Source organism: Salinilacustrithrix flava (assembly GCF_041228405.1).
In the GTDB taxonomy this organism is placed as follows: domain Bacteria; phylum Actinomycetota; class Acidimicrobiia; order Acidimicrobiales; family Salinilacustritrichaceae; genus Salinilacustrithrix; species Salinilacustrithrix flava.
Map to the genome: position 1 here is coordinate 595,880 of NZ_CP133888.1, position 25,658 is coordinate 621,537.

Annotated in this window: 29 protein-coding genes; 11 read left to right on the forward strand and 18 right to left on the reverse strand. The window is 71.8% G+C overall.

Annotation, left to right across the window (positions count from 1 at the left end; all coding sequences use genetic code 11):
* Positions 1-8: 8 nt before the first annotated feature.
* Positions 9-509 carry a hypothetical protein gene (locus RGQ06_RS02830; protein ID WP_432429784.1) on the reverse strand — a complete coding sequence of 167 codons (501 nt, stop codon included), beginning with the start codon at positions 507-509 and terminating at the stop codon, positions 9-11.
* Positions 510-527: 18 nt separating this feature from the next.
* Here RGQ06_RS02830 and RGQ06_RS02835 point away from each other — a divergent pair, with 18 nt between their 5' ends.
* The 3 genes from RGQ06_RS02835 to RGQ06_RS02845 are packed head-to-tail and all read left to right on the forward strand — an operon-like array spanning position 528 to position 1,513.
* Entirely contained in the window at positions 528-1,022 is a 495-nt protein-coding gene (locus tag RGQ06_RS02835) for a DUF427 domain-containing protein (RefSeq protein ID WP_432429785.1), read from the forward strand.
* Positions 1,023-1,047: 25 nt separating this feature from the next.
* A complete protein-coding gene (locus tag RGQ06_RS02840) occupies positions 1,048-1,323 on the forward strand; it encodes a hypothetical protein (protein ID WP_432429786.1) in 276 nt (91 codons plus the stop codon).
* Between the two features lie 40 nt (positions 1,324-1,363).
* Positions 1,364-1,513, forward strand: coding sequence for a hypothetical protein (locus RGQ06_RS02845; RefSeq protein WP_432429787.1), 150 nt, complete (start codon positions 1,364-1,366; stop codon positions 1,511-1,513).
* Between the two features lie 8 nt (positions 1,514-1,521).
* Here RGQ06_RS02845 and larE read toward each other — a convergent pair whose 3' ends face one another.
* The 8 genes from larE to RGQ06_RS02885 all read right to left on the reverse strand — a co-directional run bounded on the left by larE (position 1,522) and on the right by RGQ06_RS02885 (position 9,193).
* Positions 1,522-2,307: an ATP-dependent sacrificial sulfur transferase LarE gene (gene larE, locus RGQ06_RS02850; protein ID WP_432429788.1), complete on the reverse strand. Its 786-nt coding sequence runs from the start codon at positions 2,305-2,307 to the stop codon at positions 1,522-1,524.
* Entirely contained in the window at positions 2,300-3,244 is a 945-nt protein-coding gene (locus tag RGQ06_RS02855) for a pirin family protein (protein ID WP_432429789.1), read from the reverse strand. The genes larE and RGQ06_RS02855 overlap by 8 nt, the downstream gene beginning before the upstream one ends.
* Before the next feature lie 246 nt (positions 3,245-3,490).
* Complete coding sequence (locus tag RGQ06_RS02860) at positions 3,491-3,979, reverse strand: hypothetical protein (RefSeq protein WP_432429790.1); 489 nt, start codon at positions 3,977-3,979, stop codon at positions 3,491-3,493.
* The gene (locus RGQ06_RS02865; protein ID WP_432429791.1) at positions 3,976-4,944 is read right to left on the reverse strand and encodes a metallophosphoesterase family protein; all 969 of its coding nucleotides are present in this window, start codon (positions 4,942-4,944) and stop codon (positions 3,976-3,978) included. The genes RGQ06_RS02860 and RGQ06_RS02865 overlap by 4 nt, the downstream gene beginning before the upstream one ends.
* Positions 4,941-5,339 (reverse strand): hypothetical protein, encoded by a 399-nt coding sequence (locus RGQ06_RS02870; RefSeq protein ID WP_432429792.1) that lies wholly within the window; start codon positions 5,337-5,339, stop codon positions 4,941-4,943. Before RGQ06_RS02870 ends, RGQ06_RS02865 begins: the two co-directional genes overlap by 4 nt.
* Positions 5,339-5,869, reverse strand: a complete 531-nt coding sequence (locus RGQ06_RS02875; protein ID WP_432429793.1) for a hypothetical protein — start codon at positions 5,867-5,869, stop codon at positions 5,339-5,341. Before RGQ06_RS02875 ends, RGQ06_RS02870 begins: the two co-directional genes overlap by 1 nt.
* Positions 5,866-7,989 carry a PEP/pyruvate-binding domain-containing protein gene (locus RGQ06_RS02880; protein WP_432429794.1) on the reverse strand — a complete coding sequence of 708 codons (2,124 nt, stop codon included), beginning with the start codon at positions 7,987-7,989 and terminating at the stop codon, positions 5,866-5,868. Before RGQ06_RS02880 ends, RGQ06_RS02875 begins: the two co-directional genes overlap by 4 nt.
* A 100-nt stretch (positions 7,990-8,089) precedes the next feature.
* Positions 8,090-9,193, reverse strand: a complete 1,104-nt coding sequence (locus RGQ06_RS02885; RefSeq protein ID WP_432429795.1) for a S1C family serine protease — start codon at positions 9,191-9,193, stop codon at positions 8,090-8,092.
* 98 nt (positions 9,194-9,291) lie between these two features.
* Here RGQ06_RS02885 and RGQ06_RS02890 point away from each other — a divergent pair, with 98 nt between their 5' ends.
* The 4 genes from RGQ06_RS02890 to RGQ06_RS02905 all read left to right on the forward strand — a co-directional run bounded on the left by RGQ06_RS02890 (position 9,292) and on the right by RGQ06_RS02905 (position 12,900).
* The gene (locus RGQ06_RS02890; protein ID WP_432429796.1) at positions 9,292-9,969 is read left to right on the forward strand and encodes a response regulator transcription factor; all 678 of its coding nucleotides are present in this window, start codon (positions 9,292-9,294) and stop codon (positions 9,967-9,969) included.
* Positions 9,969-11,219, forward strand: coding sequence for an ATP-binding protein (locus RGQ06_RS02895; RefSeq protein WP_432429797.1), 1,251 nt, complete (start codon positions 9,969-9,971; stop codon positions 11,217-11,219). Before RGQ06_RS02890 ends, RGQ06_RS02895 begins: the two co-directional genes overlap by 1 nt.
* Complete coding sequence (locus RGQ06_RS02900; RefSeq protein ID WP_432429798.1) at positions 11,216-11,998, forward strand: formate/nitrite transporter family protein; 783 nt, start codon at positions 11,216-11,218, stop codon at positions 11,996-11,998. The genes RGQ06_RS02895 and RGQ06_RS02900 overlap by 4 nt, the downstream gene beginning before the upstream one ends.
* A 71-nt stretch (positions 11,999-12,069) precedes the next feature.
* On the forward strand, positions 12,070-12,900 hold the full coding sequence (locus RGQ06_RS02905) for a DUF1206 domain-containing protein (protein WP_432429799.1): 831 nt from the start codon (positions 12,070-12,072) through the stop codon (positions 12,898-12,900).
* Positions 12,901-12,917: 17 nt separating this feature from the next.
* On the opposite strand, the gene RGQ06_RS02910 is transcribed toward RGQ06_RS02905, so the two are convergent.
* Positions 12,918-13,646 (reverse strand): alanyl-tRNA editing protein, encoded by a 729-nt coding sequence (locus RGQ06_RS02910; protein WP_432429800.1) that lies wholly within the window; start codon positions 13,644-13,646, stop codon positions 12,918-12,920.
* Between the two features lie 319 nt (positions 13,647-13,965).
* Here RGQ06_RS02910 and RGQ06_RS02915 point away from each other — a divergent pair, with 319 nt between their 5' ends.
* Both RGQ06_RS02915 and RGQ06_RS02920 read left to right on the forward strand, forming a co-directional pair.
* Positions 13,966-15,093 (forward strand): ABC transporter substrate-binding protein, encoded by a 1,128-nt coding sequence (locus RGQ06_RS02915; protein WP_432429830.1) that lies wholly within the window; start codon positions 13,966-13,968, stop codon positions 15,091-15,093.
* Positions 15,094-15,188: 95 nt separating this feature from the next.
* The gene (locus tag RGQ06_RS02920) at positions 15,189-16,523 is read left to right on the forward strand and encodes an ABC transporter substrate-binding protein (protein ID WP_432429801.1); all 1,335 of its coding nucleotides are present in this window, start codon (positions 15,189-15,191) and stop codon (positions 16,521-16,523) included.
* A gap of 142 nt (positions 16,524-16,665) precedes the next feature.
* Here the strand turns inward: RGQ06_RS02920 and RGQ06_RS02925 are convergent, their stop codons facing one another.
* The 7 genes from RGQ06_RS02925 to RGQ06_RS02955 form a co-directional block, all read right to left on the reverse strand.
* Positions 16,666-17,400 (reverse strand): ABC transporter ATP-binding protein, encoded by a 735-nt coding sequence (locus RGQ06_RS02925; protein WP_432429802.1) that lies wholly within the window; start codon positions 17,398-17,400, stop codon positions 16,666-16,668.
* Positions 17,400-18,254 (reverse strand): ABC transporter ATP-binding protein, encoded by an 855-nt coding sequence (locus RGQ06_RS02930; protein WP_432429803.1) that lies wholly within the window; start codon positions 18,252-18,254, stop codon positions 17,400-17,402. The genes RGQ06_RS02925 and RGQ06_RS02930 overlap by 1 nt, the downstream gene beginning before the upstream one ends.
* On the reverse strand, positions 18,244-19,233 hold the full coding sequence (locus tag RGQ06_RS02935; RefSeq protein ID WP_432429804.1) for a branched-chain amino acid ABC transporter permease: 990 nt from the start codon (positions 19,231-19,233) through the stop codon (positions 18,244-18,246). Before RGQ06_RS02935 ends, RGQ06_RS02930 begins: the two co-directional genes overlap by 11 nt.
* Positions 19,234-19,236: 3 nt before the next feature.
* Complete coding sequence (locus RGQ06_RS02940) at positions 19,237-20,610, reverse strand: ABC transporter permease subunit (protein ID WP_432429805.1); 1,374 nt, start codon at positions 20,608-20,610, stop codon at positions 19,237-19,239.
* Positions 20,611-20,675: 65 nt separating this feature from the next.
* Positions 20,676-20,996 (reverse strand): ACT domain-containing protein, encoded by a 321-nt coding sequence (locus RGQ06_RS02945; RefSeq protein ID WP_432429806.1) that lies wholly within the window; start codon positions 20,994-20,996, stop codon positions 20,676-20,678.
* A gap of 70 nt (positions 20,997-21,066) precedes the next feature.
* On the reverse strand, positions 21,067-21,768 hold the full coding sequence (locus RGQ06_RS02950) for a chlorite dismutase family protein (protein WP_432429807.1): 702 nt from the start codon (positions 21,766-21,768) through the stop codon (positions 21,067-21,069).
* A gap of 34 nt (positions 21,769-21,802) precedes the next feature.
* On the reverse strand, positions 21,803-22,597 hold the full coding sequence (locus tag RGQ06_RS02955) for a formate dehydrogenase accessory sulfurtransferase FdhD (RefSeq protein ID WP_432429808.1): 795 nt from the start codon (positions 22,595-22,597) through the stop codon (positions 21,803-21,805).
* Positions 22,598-22,791: 194 nt separating this feature from the next.
* Between RGQ06_RS02955 and RGQ06_RS02960 the strand changes: the two genes are divergently transcribed.
* Both RGQ06_RS02960 and RGQ06_RS02965 read left to right on the forward strand, forming a co-directional pair.
* A complete protein-coding gene (locus tag RGQ06_RS02960; RefSeq protein ID WP_432429809.1) occupies positions 22,792-24,462 on the forward strand; it encodes a SpoIID/LytB domain-containing protein in 1,671 nt (556 codons plus the stop codon).
* A complete protein-coding gene (locus RGQ06_RS02965; protein ID WP_432429810.1) occupies positions 24,441-24,866 on the forward strand; it encodes a DUF983 domain-containing protein in 426 nt (141 codons plus the stop codon). The genes RGQ06_RS02960 and RGQ06_RS02965 overlap by 22 nt, the downstream gene beginning before the upstream one ends.
* Positions 24,867-24,872: 6 nt before the next feature.
* Here the strand turns inward: RGQ06_RS02965 and RGQ06_RS02970 are convergent, their stop codons facing one another.
* Positions 24,873-25,532 carry a histidine phosphatase family protein gene (locus tag RGQ06_RS02970; protein ID WP_432429811.1) on the reverse strand — a complete coding sequence of 220 codons (660 nt, stop codon included), beginning with the start codon at positions 25,530-25,532 and terminating at the stop codon, positions 24,873-24,875.
* Positions 25,533-25,658: the final 126 nt, after the last annotated feature.

Consider the following 25,658-nt stretch of genomic DNA (forward strand, 5'->3'; position numbering starts at 1 on the left):
TCGGTCGGTCAGGTGCGGCCTTCGGCGCGCCGGCGAGCTTTGTGCACGAACGCCTTGGCCGCCCCCCACGTGAGACCGATCTCGTGCAGGTCGGGGTGGATGTCGGACCAGGTGGCGGGCATGAGGTCGTAGGAGTCGCCCGGGAACGACCGCTGTGCGAAGTCGTCCCGCGCCACGCTCGGCACGCCGATCCGGGCCAGGGCGTCGTGCGCGTGCCGGGTGGCGTGGCGCAGCAGCTCGAGCGGGTTGGCGGTCTGGTCGTCGATGTCGGCCTCGAGCAGCCGGCGCATCCGGGGCACGACCTCGGCGCGGGCGTCCTCGGCGGCCACCACCGCCTCGGCGGCCACCTCGGGGCTCACGTGGCCGCTCCACTGTCGAACGCGGGCGAGCACGAGCCCCTCGATCCAGCCGGGGACGGCCTCTTCCACCCGGTCGGCCAGCGCGGCGGCGATGGCGGCGAGGCGCTCCTCGTCGGCGGCGGCCACGGGCGGGTTGGCATCGGAGGCCATGTGGGTCAACCTACGGACGTGCAACCCGAGCGCGTCGAACCCGGTCCCGGCCAGGAGTCGGTGTGGGACTACCCGCGGCCACCTGCGCTCGACCACAGCGATCACCACGTCGTGGTCCGCTTCGGGGGCGAGGTCATCGCCGACACCCGCCGGTCGATCCGCGTGCTGGAGACCAGCCAGCCCCCGGCGTACTACCTGCCCGCCGCCGACGTCCGCACGGACCTGCTCCGGCCGGATGGCCGGCGCACCTTCTGCGAGTGGAAGGGCCAGGCCAGCTACTGGACCATCGACACGGGCCGGGCCGTCGCCGAGGCCGCGGTGTGGTCGTACCCGAACCCGACACCCCGCTTCGCCGAGCTGGTCGACCACTACGCCTTCTACGCGCAGCAGATGGACGAGTGCACCGTCGACGGCGAGGTCGTCGACCCCAACGAGGGGTCGTTCTACGGCGGATGGATCACATCCAAGGTCGTGGGCCCGTTCAAGGGTGCTCCGGGGACGATCCACTGGTGAGGCGATCGCCGTGAGGATCCGCGCCATGTCGGTCTTCGAGCACGTCGTCTACCACTCGGCCTGCCTCGACCCGTCCAACCCGTCCAAGCCGACGCTCGAGATCGAGGCGGTGGTCCGGGAGGGCGACGTGGACGACGGCCCCGTCCTGCTGCCGTGGGCGGACTTCGTGTTCATGGTCGGCAAGCCGATCGCCGACCGCTGCTACCGCGAGTTCGCCGACACCGGCCGGATCGTGGAGCACCTGGGCGTCAAGCACCTGTCCTTCCCCCTCTGGACCGCCGGCGACATCATCCACCGGTGACGCGCGGATGAGCCGAGGGACGACCGGGTAGGTCGTGCCCATGCGAATCATCAGCAAGCTCTTCCGGATGTTCAGCAGCGGCGGTGGCCGCACCACTGGTCGGGGCGGCATGGGCCGCACCGGCGGGACCGGGACTGCGACGCGGAGCCGCGGCGGCATCGGGTCGATCGTCCGACGCTTCCTGCGCTGACCACGTGCTCAGCTCGGGTTCAGGTTCCCCGATCTGAGTCCGACCAGATCCAGCGTGACCCACCGGTAGCCGGCGTCCTGCACGGCGGCGACGACCTCGTCCCGCTGCGCCACCACCTCGTCGATGCGGTCGACGGGCACCTCGATGCGAGCCAGCTCCTCGTGGTGCCGGACCCGCAGCTCGTCGAACCCCATCGCCCGGAGCGCGGCCTCGGCCTGCTCGACGGACCGGAGCCGACCGAGGGTGACCGGGATGCCGTACGGCAGCCTCGACGCGAGGCACGGCGCCGCGGGCTTGTCCCACGTCCGCAACCCGAGCTCGCGTGACGCAGCTCGGACATCGTCCTTGGTGAACCCAGCGTCCACCAGCGGGAACACCGCACCGCGCTGGCGGGCGGCCTCCTGGCCGGGCCGGTGGTCGTCGAGGTCGTCCAGGTTCACGCCGAGGGCGACGGTGGCGCCGGCGGTGGCAACGATCGGTTCGACGGCCTCCATCAGCGCGTCCTTGCACCAGAAGCAGCGGTCGATGTCGTTGCGCTGGTAGGCGGCGTTGGCCATCTCCTCGGTGTGCACCTCCCGCCAGGTCAGTCCCCACTCCTCGGCGAGCGTGCGGCAGTCGTCGTGCTCGGCACCGGCCAGTGACGGCGACACCGCGGTCACCGCAGTGACCCGCTCCGGGCCGAGCGCGTCGTTGGCGACCCAGGCGAGGAAGGACGAGTCGGCGCCACCGGAGAAGGCGACGACCACCTCGCCGAGCCCGAGGAGCTGCTCGCGGAGTGCGGCCAGATCACCCATCGGTGCGACCCCACGGCGGCGGTCCGGTGTCGATGCGCGGCAACGGCGACCCAACGGAACCGAAGCGGTCGGTGTCCTGGGCGGTCCAGGCCCGGTGGGCCTCGATGATCTCCTCGCGGGACCGGCCCACGTAGTTCCACCACATGACGAGCTCGTCCTCGAAGGGCGTGCCGCCGAGCAGCATCGCCCGGGTCGGCCCTTCGGTGGTGATGCTGCACCCGTCGTGCCCGACGCCCAGGTAGGCGAGCATCCCGGGCTCGACCTCGTGGCCTTCGACGGTCAGCCGGCCCTCCAGCACGACGATGCCGTGCTCGTGGGTCGGGATGAGCGTGAGGTCGGTCTGCCCGGCCCCCAGTTCGAGGTCGACCCCCAGGTGGTCGGTGTCGCGACGGGCTGGCGAGCGCGTGCCGTCCAGCTCGCCGACGAGCACGGTTGCGGTGCCGGCGCCGACGTCGACGCGGGGCAGGTCGCCATGGTGCTCGAACGCGGGGGCGCCGTGACGGGTGACCTCGGGCTGGGCCACCCACAGCTGGATGCCCTGCAGCTCACCGGCGTAGCGGCCGGTGGCCTCCTCGCTGTGGGCGATGCCGTGCCCAGCGGTCATCAGGTTCAGCTGCCCGGGAGCGATGACCTGCTCGGAGCCGAGGGAGTCCCGGTGGAGGGCCTCGCCGCTGATGAGCCACGTCACGGTCTGGAGGCCGATGTGCGGGTGCGGGCCGACGTCCAAGCCCCGTTCCTCGGTCACGGCAGCCGGGCCCATGTGGTCGGCGAAGCACCAGGCCCCGACCGTGCGACGGGCTCGCCGGGGCAGCGCCCGACGCACCCGGAACCGACCGACCTCGGCCTCGGCGCTCGACGTCAGCTCGATCTGGGGCGACGTCTCGCCGCACGCCCCCTCGGCCGGTGCCTCGTCGGCGGCGGTGACGGGGCCGCTCACGCGTCGACGACCCGGAGCGCCGCATGGTGACCGTGGGGCCGCATGGCGGCGAGGGTACCGGGCGACGGACGCGGGATCGTCAGGAGGAGGCGGCCAGGACCAGGTCGGCCATGTCGGTGAGCAGTCCGCGGACGTCGGGGGTGCCTTCGGGCACGGCGTGCTGACCTCGCTGCGCTCAGCAGTTGTCCCACTTCCACTCCCCGTCCTCGCGGACCCAGCGCTCGTCGGTCAGGCGGGCCGTGTCCTTCACCGTAGGGGGGTCGCTCGCCTTTGCCGACGGGGTCGGTCGCTCGGAACGTCCCGCTGCAACCACCCCAGGACGGCCGATCGGCTGAGCTCAGCGAGGGCGATGGCAGCCACGAGCACGCCCACCCACAGCCACACCACCTCCCAGCCCCGGTTGACGATGGCGGCGTGCTCGGGGGCGAACCCTCCGAGCACGAGGAAGAGCAGGGCGGTGACCGACGCAGCCAGGACCACGAGGGCGTGGAGCTCGGCGATCCACGCATCGACGAACCGCACGCCCGAGCGGCGCTCGGTGCGCAACCGACGCCACACGATGGACCCGTGCAGCGCCCCCAGCACGACGCTCGCAGCGACCAGGTCGAGGCCGTGCGCGCCGGTCAGACCGCCCTTGCGAGCGACGGCGGCCAGGACGATGGCGGGGGCAGCGGCGACGACGACGTGGAGCGTGGCGAACGCGACGAGCGCGACCGTGAGCGCCTGGCGCCTCATCGACGCTCACGTGCCCGAAGCTCGAACCGGTCGAAGGCGACACCGTCCACGCCGATCGCCCGACCCGTGAGCCGATCGCCATCGATCTCGATGCGCAGGAACTGCAGGACGGAGTCGGCGTAGGCGGTGTACGGCCGGGGATCGACCGGCGTCAGCTTGCAGCCGCCTCCGCTGACCACGTGGGTGATGCCGTTCATCGGGTGCGTCCGCTCGTAGTGGTGGTCGTGCCCGGTCAGGACGAGGTCGACGTGGTGGCGCACGAGGACCGGTTCCAGGCGCTGGCGCAAGCCGGGCCACGGCCCGTGCACGCCCGAGGAGTACATCGGGTGGTGGGAGCACACGATCCTCCACCGTCGGGTGCTCGCCGCAAGCGCAGCGTCGAGCCACTCGAGCTGCGCCTCGCCGTCGGGCCCGAGGAGCCCCAGGGGGCCCGAATCGAGGTAGAACAGCTCGGCCGGCCCTCGAGCCACGGAGTAGTAGCGGGCGGGTGTGCCGAGCAGCTCGAGCGTGGCCTCCACGTCGGGCACGCCTTCTCGCCAGAACAGCTCACCATCGTGGTTGCCCACGGCGAGCTCGAACTCCACCCCTGCGTCGATCAGTGGCTTCATCGGCTTCACGAACACGTCGTCGAAGCGCTCGGAGATGTGGCCGTAGTAGCAGATGTCCCCGAGGAGCGAGACGAGGCCGAAGGGCTGCTCGCGATAGGACAGCGCGAGCCGTTCGGCGACGGCCATCGCCTGCTGGCCGCCGCTGCCGTTGTCCCCCAGGACGGCGAACGAGAGCTTGTCCTCGGTGACCCGCCAGCGGTTCGGCTCCAGCGCGATCTCTGTCGCCCGGCCCGGGATCAGATCCTCACGTCCGAACTGCTCGAGCGCCTTGTAGACGCCCCCCGCGGTGGCGGCGGATGCGACCAGGCCGAGACCACCGGCCAGCAGCTGGCGTCGGGTGAGCGACCGGTCCGTCATCCGCGGTCGGCCACCTCCCGCATCTCGACGACGTCCACCAGCAGGTGGTCGACGTTCCAGTCCTCCATGCAGCCACGGAACTGGACGCGGTCGGTGTCGTCCAGGCTCGGCTGCAGGATCAGGCGGAACCTGCCGTCGGATCCGCGCTCGAGGGGCCCGACGGGGTCGGACGTGGCCACCTCCAGCCGGCATGTCCCGACCTTGGCCGCCACCATCTCGTCGAGGGACTGCCCGGGCTCTGACTGGCGGGCCTCTGCGTCGAGGGTGACCGCCAGGCGCGAGTCGGGATCCGTGACGACGTGGGTCGACATCGTCGCCGACCGCAGCTGCCAGACGCCACCGGCGATCAGCGCCACCGCCACCAGCGCCACCATGATGCGGGCCGGCGAGCGCATCAGCGATCGCTCCCGAGGAGCATGCGCAGCTGGGGGTCGTCCAGGTCGGGGAGCTGCTGCGCCAGCACCGTGACCTCGTCGGGCAGGAGGCCGTCGCTCGGGTAGGCGATCCTCGTGAGGTCGCCGGCGAGACGGCCTTCCTGGAGCGACGTCGTGGTGTTGGCCGCGACCTTGTCGAGCAGCCACGCCAACCCCGACAGCAGGATGCCACCGCTGACCACCATCGTGATGAAGACGTTCGACCGCGAGGCCGCCCTCTCGGGGGCGAGCCAGCGGAACCGGTCCCTCGAGACGCGCGAGCCCCGCAGGACGTCTCGGATCTCATCCCGCTCGCCGGCGTCGGTATCGGCTTCGGCCTGCTGGTCGAGCTTTCTCAGGACGAGTCCCGTGGCCAACCCGACCTCGGCGACGAGGACGACGAGACCGAAGTACAGGGCCCTGGACCACTCCCACCGGTTGAGCGAGATGACCGAGTAGACCCCGGCCGCCAGGAAGGTCCCGAGCGCGAACAACCACATCAGCTTCTTCACGAGCCGTCCTCCATCTCGGATTCGTCGCCATCGCCATCGCCGACGGCCGTCACCTCACCGGTGCTGCCGTCGACCGTGACCTCCTGGCCTTCCTCGAGCTCCTCGACGGCGCCCTGGAAGCCGACGACCGTCGCCACACCCGCCTCACGGGCGAGGATCGCCAGGTGGGCCAGCACGCTGCCGGTCTCGGCGACCACCCCGTTCAGGCGTCCGAGCATCGGCCCGATGGCCGGGTTGAGGGAGGTGACGACCAGGACGGCGCCTTCGGGCGGGTCATCGAGGTCGTGGGTGACGACGCCGGTTCCCTGGCCACCGCCCGCGCCGGTCCCACCGCTGGCGCCGCCGTCCCCGCGCTCGGGGACAGGACGACCCAGATCGGAGATCCGGAAGCGGGCCGGCAGCGGTGAGGGCTCAGGGCCGCATTCAGCCCGGTGGCACAGCACGTCGGTGACGACGTCACCCCGCCGGGCGATGACGGCGGCGAGGTCTTCGAGGGACAGGTGCCGCACGAGCTCCGGAGCAGGCAGCCGACCGGCGCGAGTGAGCCGCTCTCCGAGCTCCCATGCCGCCCTGGCCTCGAGCTCCTGCACCCAGCGGACGCGGAGGCGCAGCGCCTCGCGGACGATGCCTGCGTCCCGGTCCTCCTTCGGCTCGTCGTCGCGACGGGAACGCGGGCTCGGGGCGAGGTCAGGGGTGACCGACTCATCGGGCAGCTGCGGCTGACGGCAGATCTTGGGACCCGTCAGGGCGAGCACGACGGGGCTGCGGCCGAGGATCTCTGCCTCGTTGCGTCCATCGGCCCTGGCCTCGGTGAGGACCCGCATGGCAACGGAGGCGCCGGTGAGACGGATCTCGGAGGTGTCGGTGAGCATGCCCATCAGGACCTCGTGCGCGTGCAGGGAGCGCAGCGCCTCTGCGGATCGGCCGAGCAGCGCGACCAGCTGGCGATCGGTGACGACGTCCAGCGGCGGCAACCCGACGAGGTCCTCGTCGACCCGGTGGACGACGCGCTCGCCGAGGGCGGGCAGGGCGCTGCGCAGGCGACCGATCCGCCACGCTGAACGCAGCCGGCGGATGCGGCGCATGACACCGAGTCCTCCACCCGAGCCGGCGTCCTCGGACTCTCCCGTCCGCTCGAGGTCGATGGCGGCGTACCCGTCGACCGCGACGACCAGGTCGGGGCCTTCCAGGGCGGAGTCGGGGACGGCACCGCCGAGTCGCAGCGCCTCGCGGACGCCGGCGTCGAGCGGCGGTATCCAGAGGTCGGCCTCGAGCGTCGAGAGCGGGTCCGGGAACGTCTCGGCGACGGGGCCTGGCCCGTAGAGCGGACCGTGCGGGATGCCCCGGATCTCGGACGTGACCGGCCGGGACTGCAGCAGGAGCAGCTGTCCGTCGACCACGGCCCACTCGACGTCCTGTGGCTCCCCGAACACCTCGCCGACCCGGTCGCTCATGCCGACGAGCTGCTCGAGCAGGTCCGAGGGCAGCTCGGGGCCGTCACCGGCCTCGAACCGCACGACGGAGCCGTCGGACTCGAGCACGTACCGGGAACCCTCGACCTCGCCGCTCACGAGGGGGTCGGGCTGACCCTCCACAGCGGTGACGACGCACCGATCGGGTCGGCCGGTGACGGGATCGACGCCGAACAGCACACCGCCGAAGCGGGGCTCCACGAAGGGCTGGATGAGCACGGCGATCAGGTGATCGGTGGCATCGGCCCGCTCCCGAGAGTCCAGCACCACCTGCACGGCGTCGGTCAGCTCCTCCAGACCGTCGATGCCGATCACGGACTCGAACTGACCGGCCTGCGAGCTGTCGCCCATGTCCTCGACGACGGACGACGATCGGGCGACGGCACCCTTCGACCAGTCCGCCGTCTCCGCACAGGCACGAGCCACGTCGGGGTGCCCCTCGACCGGTGCACCACCGTCGACGTCCTCGCAGAACGCGGTGGTGAGCACCACCCCGGGCAAGGTCTGCAGGCCTGCAGCTCGCGCGTTGGCGAGCGCTGCGGCCTTGCCGCCGACGCACGAGACCTCGGTGGCCCGGTCATCGTCAAGGGTCGCGAGACCGAGTCGCGCCGACCGGTCGTCGCCGGGTGCGCTCGTCGTGGTGGTCATCTCTTCCCCGTCTCTGGGCTGACTGGGCCCATCGGCTCGACGCGATCGTCGATGAACGCTCCGTAACCACGGGGGCCATGTGCCATGCCCTGGACGGCGCTCAGGCGACGGAGCCGGGTCGAGACCCGATGACGGCGGTGACGGTCGCCGTCCGCCCTCCACGATCGATCTCGATCTCGACCTCCTCGCCGGCGCCGGTCTCGACGACCGCATCGCCGAGGTCGGCGGAGGTCTCGACGTCGCGTCCGTCGACACCGACGATGACGTCGCCGGGCCGGATGCCGGCGTTCTCGGCGCCGGAGCCGGCCGTCACGTCCATGACGAGGGCACCGTCCTCTCGCTCGACGCCGGTCTCGGCACGCACCTCGTCGGTGAGGTCGGCGGTCTGCACGCCGAGGAACGGCCGGGTCGGGACCTCACCGCGAGCGAGCGCCTCGATCACCGGCATGGCGTCGCTGATGGGGATGGCGAAGCCCACCGACTGAGCGCCTCGGGCCCCGGCGCTGTTGATCCCGACCACACGTCCCTGCCGGTCGACCAGCGGTCCCCCGGAGTTGCCGGGGTTGATCGCTGCGTCGGTCTGGATGGTGCCCCGCAGCGTGATCTCGCGGGTCACCGGCACGTCGCGGTCCTTGGCCGACACGATGCCGGTCGTGACCGTGAGGTCACCCTCGAGACCCAGCGCGTTGCCGATGGCCACCACCGGGTCGCCGACGCCGAGGGCGTCGGAGTCGCCGATCTCGAGGGCGGGCAGCTCACCGCCCTCCACGGAGAGCACGGCCAGGTCCCGGGAGGGGTCCCGCGCGACCAGCTCGGCGTCGAGCTCGGTCCCGTCGTCCAGCTCGACGGAGATGGACCGGGCACCCTCCACGACGTGGCTGTTGGTGACGATGGTGCCGGCGGGGTCGATCACGAAGCCGCTGCCTGCGCCCTCGCCACGCTGGAGGCCCGTCGACGACGGCCGGACCACCTGCGTGCGGATGGCGACGACCGCAGGTCGCGCCTCCTCGAGGACGGCGTTCACGTCCAGCCCGCTGCCGGCCGGTGCCGACACGGGGGTGGCATCGGCGTCCGATGATGTCGTGGCCGCCGCAGGAGGCGCCTGCGTCGACTGTTCGTCGAGGAGCAACGTGATCGGCGCCGCCACGGCTGCGCCGGCGACCGCGCCGGCGAGCAGGGTCGAGAGGAGGCGTGGTGAGGTCATGTCTGGAACGCTAGGAACGGGGCCCGCAGCCGCCGCCCCGCGCCACGCGAGGCTTCTGTCAAGGTTCTGCAAAGGCGATCGGCCGGTACCCTCCGGCCGTGAGCCGCCTACTCGTGGTCGAGGACGACGATGCGATCGCCGTGCCGCTGGTCCGGGCGCTCGAGGCACAGGGATACGACGTCGAGCACGTCGGCGGCGGGGTGCCGGCGGTCGAGCGGGTGGCCGGCGGCGGCATCGACCTGGTGATCCTCGACCTGACCCTGCCCGACCACGACGGCCTCGACGTGTGTCGTGAGGTGCGGGCTGCGGGCAACGACGTGCAGATCCTCATGCTCACCGCCCGAACCGACGAGCTCGACCTGGTGGTGGGCCTCGACGCCGGCGCCGACGACTACGTGACCAAGCCGTTCCGCCTCGCCGAGCTCCTGGCCCGGGTGCGCGCCCGTCTGCGGGAGGCGGCCGAACCGACGGTGCCCGCCACCTCGGTCGCACGCGACGTCCGGGTTGACCACAGCGCCCATCGGGCCTTCCACGGTGACCGGGAGCTCGACCTCACACCAACCGAGTTCGCCCTGCTCGCGCTCCTCGTTCGGGAGGCCGGGCGAGCCGTCCCCCGCGACGAGATCATGGAGGCGGTGTGGGGGCCGGGCTGGTACGGCTCGTCCCGCACCCTGGACGTCCACATCTCCGCGCTCCGCCGCAAGCTCGGCGACGACCCCGGCCAGCCCCGGCTGCTCACCACCGTGCGCAGCGTGGGCTTCCGCTTCGAGCCCTGATGCGGTCGCGCCTGCTGCTCTCGACCGTCGGCATCGCAGTCCTCGTCGCCCTCCTGCTCGGCATCCCGATGGGGGCGCTGCTGGACCGGCTGGCCTACGAGACGGCGCGGTCGCAAGCGGAACGCCAAGCGGTGAGCGTCGGCCTGGCGCTGGAGCCGGCGCTGGTCTCCGGCCGGGTGCCGACCCCGGCCCTGCTGGAGGCGATCGTCGGCGAGCAGGAGCGGCTCACCCTCGTCACCAGCAGCGGCCGCACGATCACCGGCGGCGGCGTCGAAGGCACGGCGTACACCGTCACCGCTCCCGGCCCGGTGGGCACGCAGATCCAGCTCACGATCTCCGACGACGACGTCCGCCGCGAGATCCGCCGCTCGTGGGCAGCACTGGCCTCCCTGGCGATCTTCGGCATCGCCGCCGCCGTGGTGCTGGCGCTCGTCCAGTCCCGCCGCCTCGGCCGGCCGCTCCTGCGGCTCCAGCGCCAGGCCGAGCGGATCGGGGCGGGCGACTTCACCGCAGCCGCACCTCGCGCCGGGCTGCCCGAGATCGATGCGATCGCGGTCGCCCTCGACGACACGGCGACCCGCATCGCCGGTCTCGTCAAGGCAGAGCGGTCCTTCTCGGCGAACGCCAGCCACCAGCTGCGCAGCGCCCTCACCGGGCTCCTGCTGCGCCTCGAGCACCTGAGCGAGCACGAGGACCCGGAGGTGCGGGACGAGGCGCGGGCCGCGCTCGGTCAGGGCGACCGCCTGCTCACCACGGTGGAGGAGCTCCTGCTGCTCGCTCGCACGGGACGGGCCGGCGAGCAGCGGCCCGTGGACCTGCGCACCCTCGCGGGCGAGCACGTCGAGGACTGGAGGGATCGCTTCTCGGCTGCCGACCGCCGGATCGAGCTCGCCGGAGACCGGGGGGTGGTCGCGCTGGTCTCACCGGGCGGCATGGGACAGGTGCTCGACGTCCTCCTCGACAACGCCCACCACCACGGCACGGGCACCGTGCTGGTCCACGTCGCTCGGGCCGGGGACCACGCCGAGATCATCGTGCGCGACGAGGGGCGCGGCATCGAGGGCGAGACCGAGATCTTCGCTCGTCGGGTCGACGGTCGAGGGCACGGACTCGGCCTCGCCCTCGCTCGGACGCTCGCCGAGGCCGACGGCGGGACCCTCGACCTCGTGCGCCGGGATCCGACGTCGTTCCGCGTGCGGGTCCCGATCGACACCTCGTCACCCGGCGATGTGGGCAAGAACCGCCCATGAGCGCCGCGCCGACCCCGGAGGCCATCTACGAACGAGCAGAGGAGGAAGGCCGTCGACGCCTGTCGATGCCGCTGCTGGAGCAGATCGCCACCGGCTTCATCGCCGGCGTCACCATCGTCTTCGGCATCGTCGCGCTCGGCATCACCGAAGCCCTGGTCGAGCCCGAGCTCGGGCACGGCATCGCCGCGCTCGCCGGTGCCCTGGCGTTCGGCATCGGCGTGGTCTTCCTCGTCGTCGGCCGGACCGAGCTGTTCTCGGAGAACTTCTTCGATCCCGTCGCGGCAGCGCTCGACGCCGACGACGAGCCGCTGTGGGGACGGCTGGCGAGGTTGTGGACGTCGACCCTCGGCCTGAACCTCGTCGGGGGCGGCGTGCTCGTGGCCCTGCTCACCGTCGAGGGCGCGCTGCCGGATGGCTCGTCCGAGACGCTGGTCCGGGTGGCCGAGGACATCGCCGCCAAGTCCTGGGAGGCCACGATCGTGCGGTCGATCCTGGCCGGGGCCCTGGTCACGCTGCTCTCGTACATGCTCGCGGCTTCCGGCACCGTGACCGCCCGGATCCTCGTGTCCTTCGCTGTCGGGTTCCTGCTCGCCCTCGGCCCGTTCGACCACGTCGTCGTGTCGGTGCTCCACCTGCTGTTCGGGGTCTGGGAGTCCGACACCGTCGGCTACGCCGACACGGCCCAGAACCTGGGTCTGGCGACCCTCGGCAACGTCGTCGGCGGGCTGTTCCTCATCACGTTCACGCACTCGGCGCAGGTCAGGGCCAGCCGGTCGTGACCGCTGCGGGGTCTCGATGCTCCTGCGGCTGGAGACAGAGGCCCTGACGACACCAGCGGACGGGGACACCGATGACGAACGCACACCAGACCACTGCCCGGGCGAGGAGCGCAGCGAACGGCGACTGGAAGGAGACCATGGGCCGGGTCGGCCTGGTCGGCCGGGGCGTCATGTACTCCGTGATCGGCCTCCTCGCCATCCAGCTCGCCCTCGGTGACGCCGGCCAGGACGCCTCGAGCAGCGGAGCGATCGAGTGGATCGCCGGCCAGCCCCTCGGCAAGTTCCTGCTCGTCGCCCTCACGGTCTCGCTCTTCGCCCTCGCCGGGTGGCGGCTGCTGGATGCAGCCGTCGGTGACCCGGTGGAGGGCTCCGAGGCCACGGATCGCGCCGAGTTCGCCATCAAGGGCGTCGTGTACCTCGGGCTCGCCATCGGTGCGCTCACCACGACCGTCTCGAACTGGAACGGGTCCGGCGGCGGCTCGGGCGGCGGCTCCGGTGACAGCGGCAGCCAGCAGGCCACGGCAACGGTCCTCGAGTGGCCGGCCGGCCAGTGGATCGTCACGGCGGTCGGGCTCGGCATCATCGGGTACGCCATCTACATGTTCAAGAAGCACGTGATGGACGAGGAGTTCCTCCAGCGGCTCTCGACGAGCGAGGACTGGGTCGAGAAGCTCGGGCGGGGCGGCTACGCCGCTCGCTCGGCGATCTTCCTCGTCATCGGCTGGTTCCTGGTCCAGGCGGGCCTGACCCACGAGCCCGGTGAGACCAAGGGGCTGTCCGGCGCCCTCCAGGAGATCTCCGGCCAGAGCTGGGGCCAGCTCCTGCTGCTCGCGGTCGCCGTCGGCCTGCTGGCCTTCGGTCTCTTCAGCCTGGCCGAGGCCAAGTACCGCCGCGACGCTTGAGCGACGGGTCGCGCCGCTCAGGGCGCGTCGACCACCTCGAGGCGGATGCGCTTGTTGCCCTTGCCCTTGGACTCGGTCTTCGTGATCCGGATGCGCCCGACCTCACCCGTGTGCGCGACGTGGGTGCCGCCGTCGGCCTGCTTGTCGAGGCCGACGATGTCCACGACGCGGATCTCCGGCACGGACTCCGGGATGAGGTTCACCTTGGTCCGGATGAGGTCCTCGTCCTGCACCGCCACGGAGCGGGGCAGGAACGTGACCTCGATGGGGCGGTCGGCGGCGAGCTCGATGTTCACCAGGTCCTCGACCCGCTCCTTGAACCCCTCGGGAAGGGGATCGAACTCGAAGTCCATGCGAGCCGACAGCGGCTCCATGTTGCCGCCCGTGACGGGCACGCCCCACTCGTTCCAGATCACCCCGCACAGCACGTGGAGCGCGGTGTGCGTGCGCATGAGGTCGTGGCGGCGCTGCCAGTCGAGCTGGCCGGTGACCGGGTCGCCGACCGCAGGCAGGTCACCACCCTCGAGCGCATGCCACACGACGGTTCCCTCCTTGCGCACGGAGGTGACCGTCCGGTGGCCGGAGGGCGTCTCGAGCGTGCCGGTGTCGTGGGGTTGGCCGCCCCCGGTCGGGTAGAAGGCGGTCCGGTCCAGCGCCACACGACCGCCGTCGGCGTCCACGTCGGTCACGCTGGCCTCGAAGGTCCGCAGGTGGGCGTCGCGCAGGTAGAGCAGCTCGGTCTCCATCGATGCCGAGTCTGGTCCATCCACGCAGGCACGCACCGACGACCTCCGCCCTAGCCTCCGTCCCATCGCTGCGCCCTCCCCTCGCCGACGACGCCGGTGGCCGTCGGGCCTCCTGGCCGCCACCCTGCTGGCCGCCGCCTGCACCTCCGGGGGAGACGAGGTCGCCCGACCCGATGCCGGCGACCCGGCTCCGGCGCCCGCGGTCCGCTGCCCAGACGGATCGGAGATCCCGGATGCCCCTCCCGCCGGAGCGCTGCCGAGCATCGACGCGACGTCGGCCGGCCCCGAGCCGCGGGACGGCGCCCTCGACGTCGGCACCCTGCTCCCGCTCTCGGGCGAGCTCGCCTTCCTCGGCCCGGCCGCCGTCGCCGGCGTGGAGCTCGCGGTCGCCGACGTCACCGAGGCGGGCGGCGTGCTGGGAGCGCCGGTCGGGCTCCGCCACGGCGACTCGGCCGACGGGACACCGGGTGCGGCGGAGGGCGAGGCCGCCCGGTTGCTGGGCGCCGGCGTCGATGTCCTGATCGGTCCGCTCTCCTCAGGCGCGGCCGCGCGCGTGCTCCCCCAGGTGGTCGACGCGGACGCGGTGCTGGTGTCGCCGGCGGCGACCTCGGGCGGGCTCGACGCGCTCGACGGGTCGGGCCGGCTCTTCCGCACCGGGCCCACCGAGGCGCTCCAGGGTCGGGCGCTCGCCGACCTCGTCCGGGCCGACGGACACCGCTCGGTCGCGATCGCCGCGCGCGACGACGACCACGGCCGGACCGTGGCCGATGCGCTGGTCGAGCAGCTGACGGCCACCGGCGGCACCGTCGCCAGCCGGGTCGACCACGACCCTGCCGCCGCCGACCTCGGCCCGACCGTGGTGCAAGAGCTCGACCTGGCCGCCGATGCGATCGTGCTGGTCGGTCTGGCCGAGACCGCCGCCGTGCTCGACGCGCTGGTCGCCGCCGACCAGGGTCCCCGGGAGCGGCCCGTGTACGGGACCGACGGGAACCTCGGCGAGCGCCTCGGCGACCTGGTCGAGGACCGGACCGAGCTGGCCTGCATGCGTGGGCTGCTCCCCGCCGCCCCGCCCGAGCCCGGGTTCGCGAGCCGGGTCCGGTCCCACGACCCGGCCCTGGCCGAGGTCGACGACGCCGGCCTCGATCTCGCCGCCGAGTCCTACGACGCCGTGGTGCTCGCCGCGCTGGCTGCGGAGACCGCTGGTTCTGCGTCCGGCGCCGGGATCGCAGCCTCCCTCGCCGCGGTGTCGGGCGGCGGGACCACGTGCCGGGAGCCGGCGGCGTGCCTCGACCTGATCGCCGACGGGGTCGACATCGCCTACGTCGGCGAGACCGGGCCGATCACCCTGGACGAGGCGGGCAACCGCTCCGACGGACGGCTCACCGTGGTCGCGTTCGACGCCGATGGGCACCTGGCCCGGCTGGGCGCCGCTCCCGCCCGATCGTGAGCCGAAACCCGGCATTCACGTCCAACGCCCCCACGACCCGGCCCAGAACGGTACTCTCGTGCTCCCTGTTGGTGAACACAAAGGAAACCCATCACATGCGCAAGCCAGGCAAGTTCCGCCTGCTCGTGGCGCTGTTCCTGTCCTTGTCTCTCGTCGCTGCCGCGTGCGGCGACGACGACGACGAGGCCACGGACACGACCGACGACACGGCGACCGATACCGAAGAGACCACCGAGACCGAAGAGACGACCGAAGACGCAGCCGGTGCCACCGACTGCGAGGTCGGCGAGGGCGACGGCACCCTGAAGATCGGCACCGTGCTGCCCGAGACCGGCAACCTTGCCTTCCTCGGCCCGCCGGAGTTCGCAGCTGCGGAGCTCGCCGTCCAGGACATCAACGCCGCCGGCGGCGTCCTCGACGCCGACGTGGAGCTGTTCCAGGGCGACTCTGGCGACACGTCCACCGACGTGGCCTCCCAGACCGTGGACCGTCACCTGAACGAGGGCGTCGACGCCTTCATCGGTGCCGCCTCCTCCGGCGTGTCCTTCACCTTCATCGACAAGGTGACCGGCGCCTGCAAGATCCACTTCAGCCCGGCCAACACGTCCCCGGACTTCACCGACTACGACGACAACGGTCTGTACTTCCGCACCGCTCCGTCCGACGTCCTCCAGGGCCGCGTGCTCGCCGACCTCGTCGTCGCTGACGGCAACGAGAGCGCCACGGTCATGGCCCTGCAGGATCCCTACGGTGAGGGCCTGCTGCAGTACACCGTCGAGCCCCTCGAGGAGCAGGGCGTCGTCGTCGACGAGGAGTTCGTCTACGACCCCTTCGCCGAGAACTTCGACGCTGAGGTCCAGCGCGTCGTCGACGCCGACAGCGATGCCCTCGTGCTCATCGGCTTCGATGAGTCGGCCCGCATCCTGACCGGCCTCTTCGAGAACGGCTTCACGCCCGACTCCAAGAGCATCTACCTGGTCGATGGCAACGTCGGCAACGCCCTCGGCGAGCAGGTCTCGGCCTCGATGGTCGGCATCAAGGGCACGCTGCCCGCCGCCGAGATCACCGAGGACTTCCGGTCCCGCCTCCTCGAGGTCGACCCGGAGCTCGAGGACTTCTCCTACGCTCCGGAGACCTACGACGCCGTGGTCATCACCGCCCTCGCCGCCCTCGTGGCCGAGAGCGACGATGCCGTGGCGATCGCCGAGGAGATCAACGGCGTCACCCGCGACGGTGAGAAGTGCACCAGCTTCGAAGAGTGCAAGGGCATGATCGAAGAGGGCACCGACATCGACTACGACGGTCCTTCGGGCCCGCAGACGTTCGGTGAGGCCGGCGAGCCCAGCGAGGCGAGCTTCGCCATCCTGCAGTACGGCGAGGGCAACACCATCGACGACTCGCTCACCGAGTACCGGTTCGCAGAGCTCTAGACCTGAGCTGAGCACCAGAACCTGAGGAGGCCGGGCCCACGGGCCCGGCCTCTTCGCGTGCTGGGCCGGCGCAGCTGGCGTCGACGCCGGCGGGGCGCGCGACGTGGGAACTGCCAGAACGGGAGGGGCTCGCGGCCCGGGTTCAGCGGTTGGCTGCGAGGGTGCCGAGGTAGAGCTCGACGACCTTGGGGTCCTCGAGCAGCTCCCGGCCGGAGCCGGTGTACGCGTTGGCGCCCTGGTCCAGGACGTAGCCGCGGTCGCAGATCTGCAGGCACTTGCTGGCGTTCTGCTCGACCATGAGGATCGAGACGCCGGCCTCGTTGATGCGACGGCAGCGCAGGAACACGTCGTCCTGCAGCGCCGGGGAGAGCCCGGCGGAGGGCTCGTCGAGCAGCAGCACGCTCGGCTCCATCATGAGCGCCCGGCCCATGGCGAGCATCTGGCGCTCGCCGCCGGAGAGGGCACCGGCGCGCTGGTCCTTGCGCTCACCGAGGCGGGGGAACATCTCCACCACGCGGTCGAAGGAGCCCTTGAACATCTTGGGGCGCAGGAACACGCCCATCTCCAGGTTCTCCTTCACCGTGAGGCGAGGGAACACGTTGTTGTTCTGGGGCACGTAGCCCACACCCCGCTCCACCAGCTCGTGGGCCTTGCGGTTGGCGATGTCCTCGCCCCGCAGGGTCACGCCGCCGTCGCGGACGGGGATGAGGCCGAAGACGGCCTTGAGGCAGGTGGACTTGCCGGCGCCGTTGGGCCCGATGATGCCCACCAGCTCGCCGTCGTTGACGGTGATGTTGCAGCCGTTGAGGATGTTGACGCCCGGCAGGTAGCCGGCGACGAGCTCGTCGGCGACGAGGAGCGGTTCATCCTTGGCCATCAGTGCTTCTCCGGGTCCAGCTCGATGGTGCCCAGGTCGATCTCGTGGGCGGTGCCGAGGTAGGCGTCGATGACGGCCTGGTTCTTGCCGATCGAGGCGTGGGAGCCCTCGGCGATGATCGAACCCTCGGCCATCACGACCACCCAGTCGGAGATGTCGCGGACGACGTCCATGTCGTGCTCGACGAAGACGACCGTGAGGCCCTCGTCCTTGAGCTCCTTGACGTGCTGGAGCAACGACTGGGTGAGGGCGGGGTTCACGCCGGCCATGGGCTCGTCGAGGCAGATGACCTCGGGGTCGGCCATGAGGGCACGGGCCATCTCCAGCAGCTTGCGCTGGCCACCGGACAGCTCGCCGGCGTAGTCGTCACGCTTCTCGTACAGCTTGAAGCGCTTGAGGAGCTCGTCGGCACGGGCTTCGATCTCGCGCTCCTGGTTGCCCCAGATGGGCCTGATCAGGGCCTTGAACGGGTTCTCGCCGACCTGGCCGACGGCGCCGAGCTTCATGTTCTCGATGACCGACAGCTTGGACAGCGCCTTGGTGAGCTGGAACGTGCGCACCAGGCCCTTGCGGGCAACCTTGTAGGCGGGCACGCCCTCGAGCGGCTCGCCCTTGAACTGGAACGTGCCGGCGGTGACCTCGTCGAAGCCGGTGATGAGGTTGAAGAAGGTGGTCTTGCCCGCACCGTTGGGCCCGATCAGGCCGGTGATGGCGTTGGCCTGGATCTCGAGGTGGTCGACGTCGACGGCGGTGATGCCGCCGAAGCGCCGCACCAGACCATCCACGGACAGGATCGTGTCCCGCTTGGGGGATCCGGGCCGGGGTTCGACCTGGTCGAAGGCGTCAGTGGTCATCGAGGGCCACCTCCCGCTTGTTGCCGAACAGACCCTGCTGGCGGAAGATCATGAGCGCTGCGAGCAGGCCACCGGCGATGATGAAGCGGACCTGGCCGGCCTGGACGCCGTCCATCAGCCAGGTCGGGATGTGGTCGTTCGCGATCGCCTGGCGCAGCGAGACGTCGGTGAACTGGATGATGCCCCAGAAGAGCATCGAGCCGACGACCGGACCGAAGACCCGCCCGGCGCCGCCGAGGATGAGGGCGGTGAAGGCGAAGAAGGTCGTCGGGGTGAAGAACTGGTCGGGCTGCACCGACTGCTGCTCCAGGGTGAGCATGATGCCGCCGAGGGCGCCGAACATGCCGCCCAGGATCAGGCTCTGCATCTTGTACCAGGTGACGTTCTTGCCGAGGCTGCGCACGGCGTCCTCGTCCTCGCGGATGGCCTTGAGCACCCGCCCCCAGGGGCTGCGGACCAGCAGGTAGGTGAGGACCATGCACAGCACGACCACACCCCAACCCACGACCATGAACCACAGCTCGCGCTCGGAGAAGCTGACGATGCCGAGGTCGAGCCCGCTGTCGATGGGGTTGTTGTCGTAGAAGCCCCGGCCGATGCCGTTGAGGCCACCGGACCCACCCGTGACCTCGCTGTACTGGGTGGACTTCACGATGCGTCTGATGATCTCGGCCGCGGCGATGGTGACGATGGCGAGGTAGTCAGCCCGGAGGCGCAGGGTGGGCAGGCCGAGGAAGAAGGCGAGCAGCACCGACAGCACGATGCCGAACAGGGCCGCCGGGCCGATGGTCCAGCCCCACTGGGTGATGGCGATGCCGGTGCCGTAGGCACCGGCCGCCATGAACCCGGCCTGGCCGAAGTTGAGCAGCCCGGTGTAGCCGTAGTGGATGTTGAGGCCGATGGCCGCCAGGGCGAAGACGACGGCGTTCTTGGTGACCATCGCCTCCAGGGTCGACTCGATGATGATGCTCCAGTTCATCGATCAGCCCACCCGTTCCTTGCGGCCCAGGATGCCCTGGGGGCGTACCAGCAGGATGAAGGCGAGGATCAGGAGCGCAGCCACGTTCTTCAGCTCGGAGGAGATGACGAGGGTCGACAGCTGCACGGCGAGGCCGACGATGATGCTGCCGACCAGGGCGCCGTAGGCGGTGCCGAGGCCACCGAGGGTGACGCCGGCGAACATCAGCAGCAGCAGCTGGAAGCCACCCTGCCAGCTGACCTGCTCGGTGAGGCCGAGGAAGATGCCGCCGACCGCCGCCAGCCCGCTGCCGACGGCCCACACGACGAGGATGACCTTCTCGACGTCGATGCCGGAGGACTCGGCCAGGTCCCGGTTGTCGGCCACGGCCCGGGTGGCCTTGCCGATGCGGGTGCCGCCGAGGGCGAGGGCCACGAGCACCAGCAGGATGATCGACACCACGACGATCCAGATGTCCTTGCGCACCATGGTGATGTTCAGGAACTCGATGGTGTCGGTCTGGATCGCGTACTGGTCGAAGGGCCGGGTGCGGCCGCCGAACTGGTACAGGAAGATGTAGCGCAGCACCAGCGACAGGCCGATGGACACGACGAGCATGGCGATGAGGCTCGTGCCTCGGTTGCGCAGCGGTCTCCAGAACCCCCGGTCGAACCCACCACCGAACACCCCGGCGAGCAGGACAGCGATCGGCCCGGCGATGAGGAGGTGCAACCCGAAGGTCACGTTGAACAGGTAGGCGAGCAGGGCGCCGAAGGTGACGACCTCGCCGTGGGCGAAGTTCACCAGCCCGGTGGTGCCGTAGATGAGGCTGAGGCCGACGGCCGACATGGCGATGATGAGGCCGAACTTGAACCCCTCGAAGGCCAGCTGGGGGACCTGGGCGATCTTGGTCGAGCCGCTGGAGCGCTCGCGCGCCTCGCCCTCGACGAGGGGGAACAGGACGGTGCGCTGCTGTCCCGGGCTCAACGAGAAGGTCGTGGTGCCCCGCTCCTCGCTCCGCAGCGAGATGCCGTCGGGGATGGTGTCGGGGTTGACCGTGAAGGTGTACTCACCCGGCTCGGGCAGCTCGAGCAGGAAGGTGCCGTCCTCGGCGGTGGTGTCGATGGCGACCTCCTCGCCGTCGGCGCCGGTGGCCGAGATCTCGACCCCTTCGACGGGGACCTCGTTGTCCTCTTCGTCGTCGTACTTCAGCGAGCCGACCACGGAGGCGATGGACTCGTCCTCGGCGGCCTCCTCGGCCTCCGGGGTGGCCTCGGGATCGCCCGGTTCCTCCGTGGCGTCCTGCGCGCTGGCGGCCCCGGCCCCCACGAAGGAGAAGCCGAGGACTGACGTGAGGGCGACGAGCAGGAGCAGCAACCTGCGAGGAGCGGCGGGCACGATCGGGGGATCATAGGCAACTGAACACGTGACGCCAGACACCCCGGCGATTCGCGCAGTTCCGCTCACCCGCAGCAGCCGGGGGCGGGGTAGCTCACCGAGGGGGCGACGACGCCGTCGACGTGACCGATCTCGGCCAGGAGCAGGCCCACCGTGTCGACCCCCTCGACGGCGGGGAGGTCGAGGTGGAAGACGTCCTCGGCCACACCGGCCCGTCGCGACGAGACCCGCACGTCGGTGATGTCGGCGCCGAGCGCACCGATGCGGGAGGCCACCGATCCGAGCGCGCCCGGGCGGTCCGGCAGCTGGAGCGTGACGACGAGGTGGCGCCGGCCGGTGTCGGCCGTCGGGTCGGCGGAGGTCTCACCCATCAGCGCTCGGTCCATGGGTGCAGGCAACCAAGTCCGCGTTCCCGGGCGACCACCCGCACGTGAACGCTTCGTGAACGAGGCCGGCTCAGCGCAGGCCCACCGCGTCGAGGACCTCGGCGAGGGTGCCGGTCATGCCGGTGATGAAGGTGCCGAAGTCGGCGTAGACGGCCGACGCCTTGTCGTAGCGCATCGTGTAGACGACCTCCTTGAGGTCGTCGGGCTTCTGTGCGAACAGCGTGACGCCCCACTCGAAGTCGTCGACGCCGGTGGAGCCGGTGACGACCTGGAGCACCCGCCCGGCGAACGTCCGCCCGGACTTGCCGTGCTCCATCATCAGCTCCATGCGCTCCTCGTAGGGCAGCGTGTACCAGTTGCCCTCCACGGTCCGCCGCTTGGACATCGGGTAGAAGCAGAACGCCGGCTTGCCCTCCGGCGGCAGCTGGGGGAACAGGCGTGCCTGCTTCATCTGGTCGGGCACGCCCTGGGCGTACTCGCTGATCTCGGTGAGGCTGACGTAGCTGTCGACCAGCTCGAGGCCGGCGGAGACGAGCTCGGTCTGGAGCCGGCGGAGGCGCCACTGGTCCGCACCGAGGGCCATGAACCCGATGTCGGCCTTGTGGCCGAGCACGGCGACCGGGACCACCTGGTAGCCGTCGGACTCGGCGGACGTCACCGCCTCGGACACCGCATCGGCGTCGGCGAGGGGCGTGAGGGCGAAGAACAGGTGGAGCACGGCCTGCCCGTCGGCCGGGCTCGAGGGGGCGGGCGTGGCGGGGGCGTCGCTCATGGACCCAGCCTACGGAGCGGCCCGGGCGGGTCCGTCAGTCGTACGCGCGCCCGCCGGCGCTGCTGGCCCAGCCGACGAGGGTGATGCGCGCCATGCGGGCGGCCTCCACGGCGAGCGAGGTCGGCGCGCCCTTGGCCACCACGGTGGTGATGCCGGCAGCCCAGGCCTTCTGCACGATCTCGAACCCGACGCGACCGCTCACGGCGAGGCCGAAGCCGTGGCGGGGCAGCTCGCCGGCCAGCAGCTGGTTGCCCACCACCTTGTCCACCGCGTTGTGGCGGCCCACGTCCTCGCGGACCACGACCGCCTCGCCGGTCGGCGTGAACAGCGCGGCGGCGTGGACCGCGCCGGTGGCGGCGAAGATCGGGGTGTCCCCGAGCAGATCCGCAGGCGCGGCGAGCAGGACCTCGTCGGGGATCGGCTCCCCCACCGGGAGCGGGTGGATGCGGGCCCGCAGCTCGTCGACGGCGGTGGTGCCGCACATCCCGCACGCGCTGCTGGTGACGCCGAGGCGGGCCTCCGGCACCGGCGCCAGCCCGCCGGTGCTGACGGTGACGACGTTGAACTCGGACTCGACCACCGCCCCCGGGCCGTCCCCGCGGCAGTACTTGGCCGAGCGGACCGGGGCGTCTCCGAGCAGGCCCTCGGTGTGGCAGAAGCCCGCGGCCAGCTCGAAGTCGTGGCCGGGCGTGCGCATGGTGGTGCCCACCAGGTGGCCGTCGAGGCGGATCTCGAGGGGTTCCTCGACCGCGACCTCGTCGGGGCTGCGGGAGCGACCGTCGGCGTCCACCCAGGTGGTGAGCAGGCGGTTGGTGCGTCCCCGGGTCACACCCCCCAGCGTAAGGAGCCGAGCCGGAGGCGAGGCGACCCATGTGACGCGCCCTTGTGGCGGCGGAGCCGCCACGACCGAATTGCGGCGGGATGTACTCCACTGCGCAGATCCTCAGTCGGCGCGCAGCATCCGGCGGGGGCAGGAGGAGGTGGGTCCCAGCACGAACAACACCGGCGGGGAACACGACGACCATGCCTGACGAACCGATCCGAGCCGCGCGCTCGCGCCGCCGACCGCACCGACGGTCCCGCACCGCTCTCGTGGCGGTGCTGCTCGCCGTCCTCGGCACCCTCACCGCCCTGCCGGCCGCCCTCGCCGCGCCGGCCGATGGCGTCGCCGTGCTGCGCCTCGACGGTCGCGGCCACGGCCATGGCGTGGGGCTGTCCCAGTGGGGCGCTCGCTCGATGGCCGCCCAGGGCGTCGACGCCGCCGGCATCCTCGCCCACTACTACCCCGGCACCGAGACCGGATCGGCCGGTGGCGAGGTCGTGGTCGGCATCGCCAGCGGACCCCGCGCCACGCTGGCGCTCCCCCAGGGCGGCGAGCTCCGGTCCGCCCGCGACGGCCCCCAGGCCGAAGGCTTCCCCATCGCGCTCGGCCCCGGCGAGGTGGTCACGATCCACCACGACGGCAGCGGCTGGCGGGTGGAGCGCGGCGGCGTGCGGGGCCTCGACGCCGGCAACGCCCAGATGTTCCAGGAGGCCGACGACTGCGTGCTGCTCTGCCCACCGGAGGACACCCCCGAGCCGCAGCCGACCCCGGAACCCGACCCCGAGCCGCAGCCGGAACCGGAGCCCGACGGCTGCGCGCTGTGCGGGCCCTCCGACGAGCAACCCGACCCGGAACCCGGGCCCCAGCCGGCGCCCGGTCCGCAGCCGAGCGGTGATCAGCCGGCGCCCCGCTCGCCCTCCCCGATCTGGGCGGTTCCCGTCGACGGCGGCACGGTCCGCTCCATCGACCGGGGTCGCACCTACCGCGGCCTCCTCGAGGTCGGCGGCGGTGCCGGCTCGGTGCGGGTGCGCAACCACGTCGACATCGAGGACTACCTCCGCGGCATGGCCGAGGTCCCGGGCACGTGGCCGGCAGCGGCGGTGCAGGCCCAGGCGGTCGCCGCCCGCACCTACGCCCTGCGGGCCATGGCCGGCGCCGGGGAGATCTGCGACTCGGAGTCCTGCCAGGTCTACGCGGGTGTGGCCCGGGAGAGCGCCGGTCAGGACGCAGCCGTCGCCGCCACCCGCGGCTGGGTGCTCACCCACGGCGGCTCGCTGGCTGCGACCTTCTACTCGGCCTCTGCCGGTGGCCACTCCGCCACCGTCCAGGAGGGGTTCGGCTCGTCGTACGACATCCCGTACCTGCCGGCTCGACCCGAACCCACCGACGACGTCCGCCCCTGGAACCTCGAGGTCTCCCTCGCCGACGTCGCCGCCCGCCTCGGCTACCCGGGTCGCATCACCGACGTGCGCGTCGACGCCGCCGGCCCCTCCGGCCGCCCGCTGGCCATGACCCTCGTCGGCGACGCCGGCGACCGCCCGGTCGACCCCCAGGACTTCCGGCGGCGCCTCGGGCTGCGCTCCACCTTCTTCACCATCGAGTCGGGCGTCGCCGGGCAGGCCCCACCACCACCGCCGGCCCCGGTCGAGGCCGACCAGCTCGCCACCGCCGAGGCCGTCGCCACCGCCGATGCCGGTCCGGTCCGACCGACACGGGCGCGCAGCCGGGCCGTGGTGCGCCCCCGTTCGCTGACCCCGGCCGACGGGCTGGCAGCCGCACGGATCGGACGGCTGGTCGTCCTCGCAGCGCTCACTGCCGCAACCACCTGGGCCGCTGCGACAATGGCGCCGTGGAGGAACCGCAACCCCTGACCACATCTCGCGTCGTGCGACGCGGGCTGCTGCGCCGATGCCCGCTGTGCGGGAGCAGGGGGATCTTCGAGGGCTGGTTCCAGCAGGTCGAGCGATGCCCCCGGTGCAACTACCCGACCACCCGGGTCGAGGATCAGTGGATCGGCTCACTCGGGATGAACATCATCGTGAGCTTCACGCTCCTGCTCGGGGTCATCGCCGTCGGCTTCGCGGTGACCTATCCGGACCCGCCCGTCGGGGTCCTCCTGGTCGCCGCCGTCAGCGTGGCCGCGCTGTTCCCGGTGTTCTTCTTCCCGATCTCCCGGTCCCTGTGGTCGGCCATCGACCTGGCCATGCGCCCGCCCGACCCCGACGACGACGTCGACCCCCGCTACCTGCCCCCGACCCGCCACGGCCCGGGCTGACCGCTGTCAGGAGGTGGGCACGTGGGAGTGGTCGTTGTGCCGCACCAGCGACCAGGTCCGCTCCTTCACCCAGGGCATCTCCGGACGCTCCTGGTGCTGCCACTCGGTGACGCCGCAGTTCTGGATCAGGACCCCGCCGAGCCACCCCGTCATCCCCCGGCCGTGGAACGCGGTGAAGCTGTGCTCCACCACGCCGCCGTGGCAGGCGACGACGACGGTCTCGCCCCGGTGGGCGCGGGCGATCTCGTCCAGCGCCCCGCCGACCCGGGCCGCGAACCCGGCCCACGTCTCGGCCCCGGGCACGTGGTGGTGGAACGGGGTCCACACATCCGGGGTGGGGAACCGCTGCTCCAGCTCCTCCCAGGCCAGGCCGTCGCCCTCGGGCCCGATGTCGAACTCACGGAGGTCCTCGCGCTCCACGACGTCGAGGCCGCCGATGGCCGGAGCGATGATCGACGCCGTCTCCGACGCCCGCGGCAGGGTCGAGGCGTAGAGGGCGTGGACCTCCCCGAGCTCGCCGGTGCGGGCCAGGCGGTCCCTCAGGGCCGAGGCCTGGCGGCGCCCCAGCTCGGACAGGCCGGTGCAGCCCCGGCGGCCGCCCACGACGCCCTCCACGTGGGACTGGGCCTCCCCGTGGCGGACGAGGACGATGCGCGTGGTCGTCATGGCGTGACCGTAACGCCGCCTGGACGCGAGAGGAGCGCCCACGAAGGGCGCTCCTCAGGTGCTTCAGTCGGTCCGGAGCGGAGCGCCAGCGAGCGGGCTGCGCACCGGTGACCACCTACTCCGTGT

Excerpts from the sequence above, each read along its gene's own strand:
- RGQ06_RS02870 (WP_432429792.1), bottom strand. The coding sequence starts at position 5,339 with ATGCGCTCGCCGGCCCGCATCATGGTGGCGCTGGTGGCGGTGGCGCTG.
- RGQ06_RS02930 (WP_432429803.1), bottom strand. The coding sequence starts at position 18,254 with ATGACCACTGACGCCTTCGACCAGGTCGAACCCCGGCCCGGATCCCCC.
- RGQ06_RS02885 (WP_432429795.1), bottom strand. The coding sequence starts at position 9,193 with ATGACCTCACCACGCCTCCTCTCGACCCTGCTCGCCGGCGCGGTCGCC.
- RGQ06_RS02945 (WP_432429806.1), bottom strand. The coding sequence starts at position 20,996 with ATGGACCGAGCGCTGATGGGTGAGACCTCCGCCGACCCGACGGCCGAC.
- RGQ06_RS02840 (WP_432429786.1), top strand. The coding sequence starts at position 1,048 with ATGTCGGTCTTCGAGCACGTCGTCTACCACTCGGCCTGCCTCGACCCG.
- RGQ06_RS02900 (WP_432429798.1), top strand. The coding sequence starts at position 11,216 with ATGAGCGCCGCGCCGACCCCGGAGGCCATCTACGAACGAGCAGAGGAG.
- RGQ06_RS02950 (WP_432429807.1), bottom strand. The coding sequence starts at position 21,768 with ATGAGCGACGCCCCCGCCACGCCCGCCCCCTCGAGCCCGGCCGACGGG.
- RGQ06_RS02895 (WP_432429797.1), top strand. The coding sequence starts at position 9,969 with ATGCGGTCGCGCCTGCTGCTCTCGACCGTCGGCATCGCAGTCCTCGTC.
- RGQ06_RS02845 (WP_432429787.1), top strand. The coding sequence starts at position 1,364 with ATGCGAATCATCAGCAAGCTCTTCCGGATGTTCAGCAGCGGCGGTGGC.
- RGQ06_RS02910 (WP_432429800.1), bottom strand. The coding sequence starts at position 13,646 with ATGGAGACCGAGCTGCTCTACCTGCGCGACGCCCACCTGCGGACCTTC.
- RGQ06_RS02920 (WP_432429801.1), top strand. The coding sequence starts at position 15,189 with ATGCGCAAGCCAGGCAAGTTCCGCCTGCTCGTGGCGCTGTTCCTGTCC.
- RGQ06_RS02860 (WP_432429790.1), bottom strand. The coding sequence starts at position 3,979 with ATGAGGCGCCAGGCGCTCACGGTCGCGCTCGTCGCGTTCGCCACGCTC.
- RGQ06_RS02830 (WP_432429784.1), bottom strand. The coding sequence starts at position 509 with ATGGCCTCCGATGCCAACCCGCCCGTGGCCGCCGCCGACGAGGAGCGC.
- RGQ06_RS02960 (WP_432429809.1), top strand. The coding sequence starts at position 22,792 with ATGCCTGACGAACCGATCCGAGCCGCGCGCTCGCGCCGCCGACCGCAC.
- RGQ06_RS02865 (WP_432429791.1), bottom strand. The coding sequence starts at position 4,944 with ATGACGGACCGGTCGCTCACCCGACGCCAGCTGCTGGCCGGTGGTCTC.
- RGQ06_RS02880 (WP_432429794.1), bottom strand. The coding sequence starts at position 7,989 with ATGACCACCACGACGAGCGCACCCGGCGACGACCGGTCGGCGCGACTC.
- RGQ06_RS02935 (WP_432429804.1), bottom strand. The coding sequence starts at position 19,233 with ATGAACTGGAGCATCATCATCGAGTCGACCCTGGAGGCGATGGTCACC.
- larE (WP_432429788.1), bottom strand. The coding sequence starts at position 2,307 with ATGGGTGATCTGGCCGCACTCCGCGAGCAGCTCCTCGGGCTCGGCGAG.
- RGQ06_RS02925 (WP_432429802.1), bottom strand. The coding sequence starts at position 17,400 with ATGGCCAAGGATGAACCGCTCCTCGTCGCCGACGAGCTCGTCGCCGGC.
- RGQ06_RS02905 (WP_432429799.1), top strand. The coding sequence starts at position 12,070 with ATGACGAACGCACACCAGACCACTGCCCGGGCGAGGAGCGCAGCGAAC.
- RGQ06_RS02970 (WP_432429811.1), bottom strand. The coding sequence starts at position 25,532 with ATGACGACCACGCGCATCGTCCTCGTCCGCCACGGGGAGGCCCAGTCC.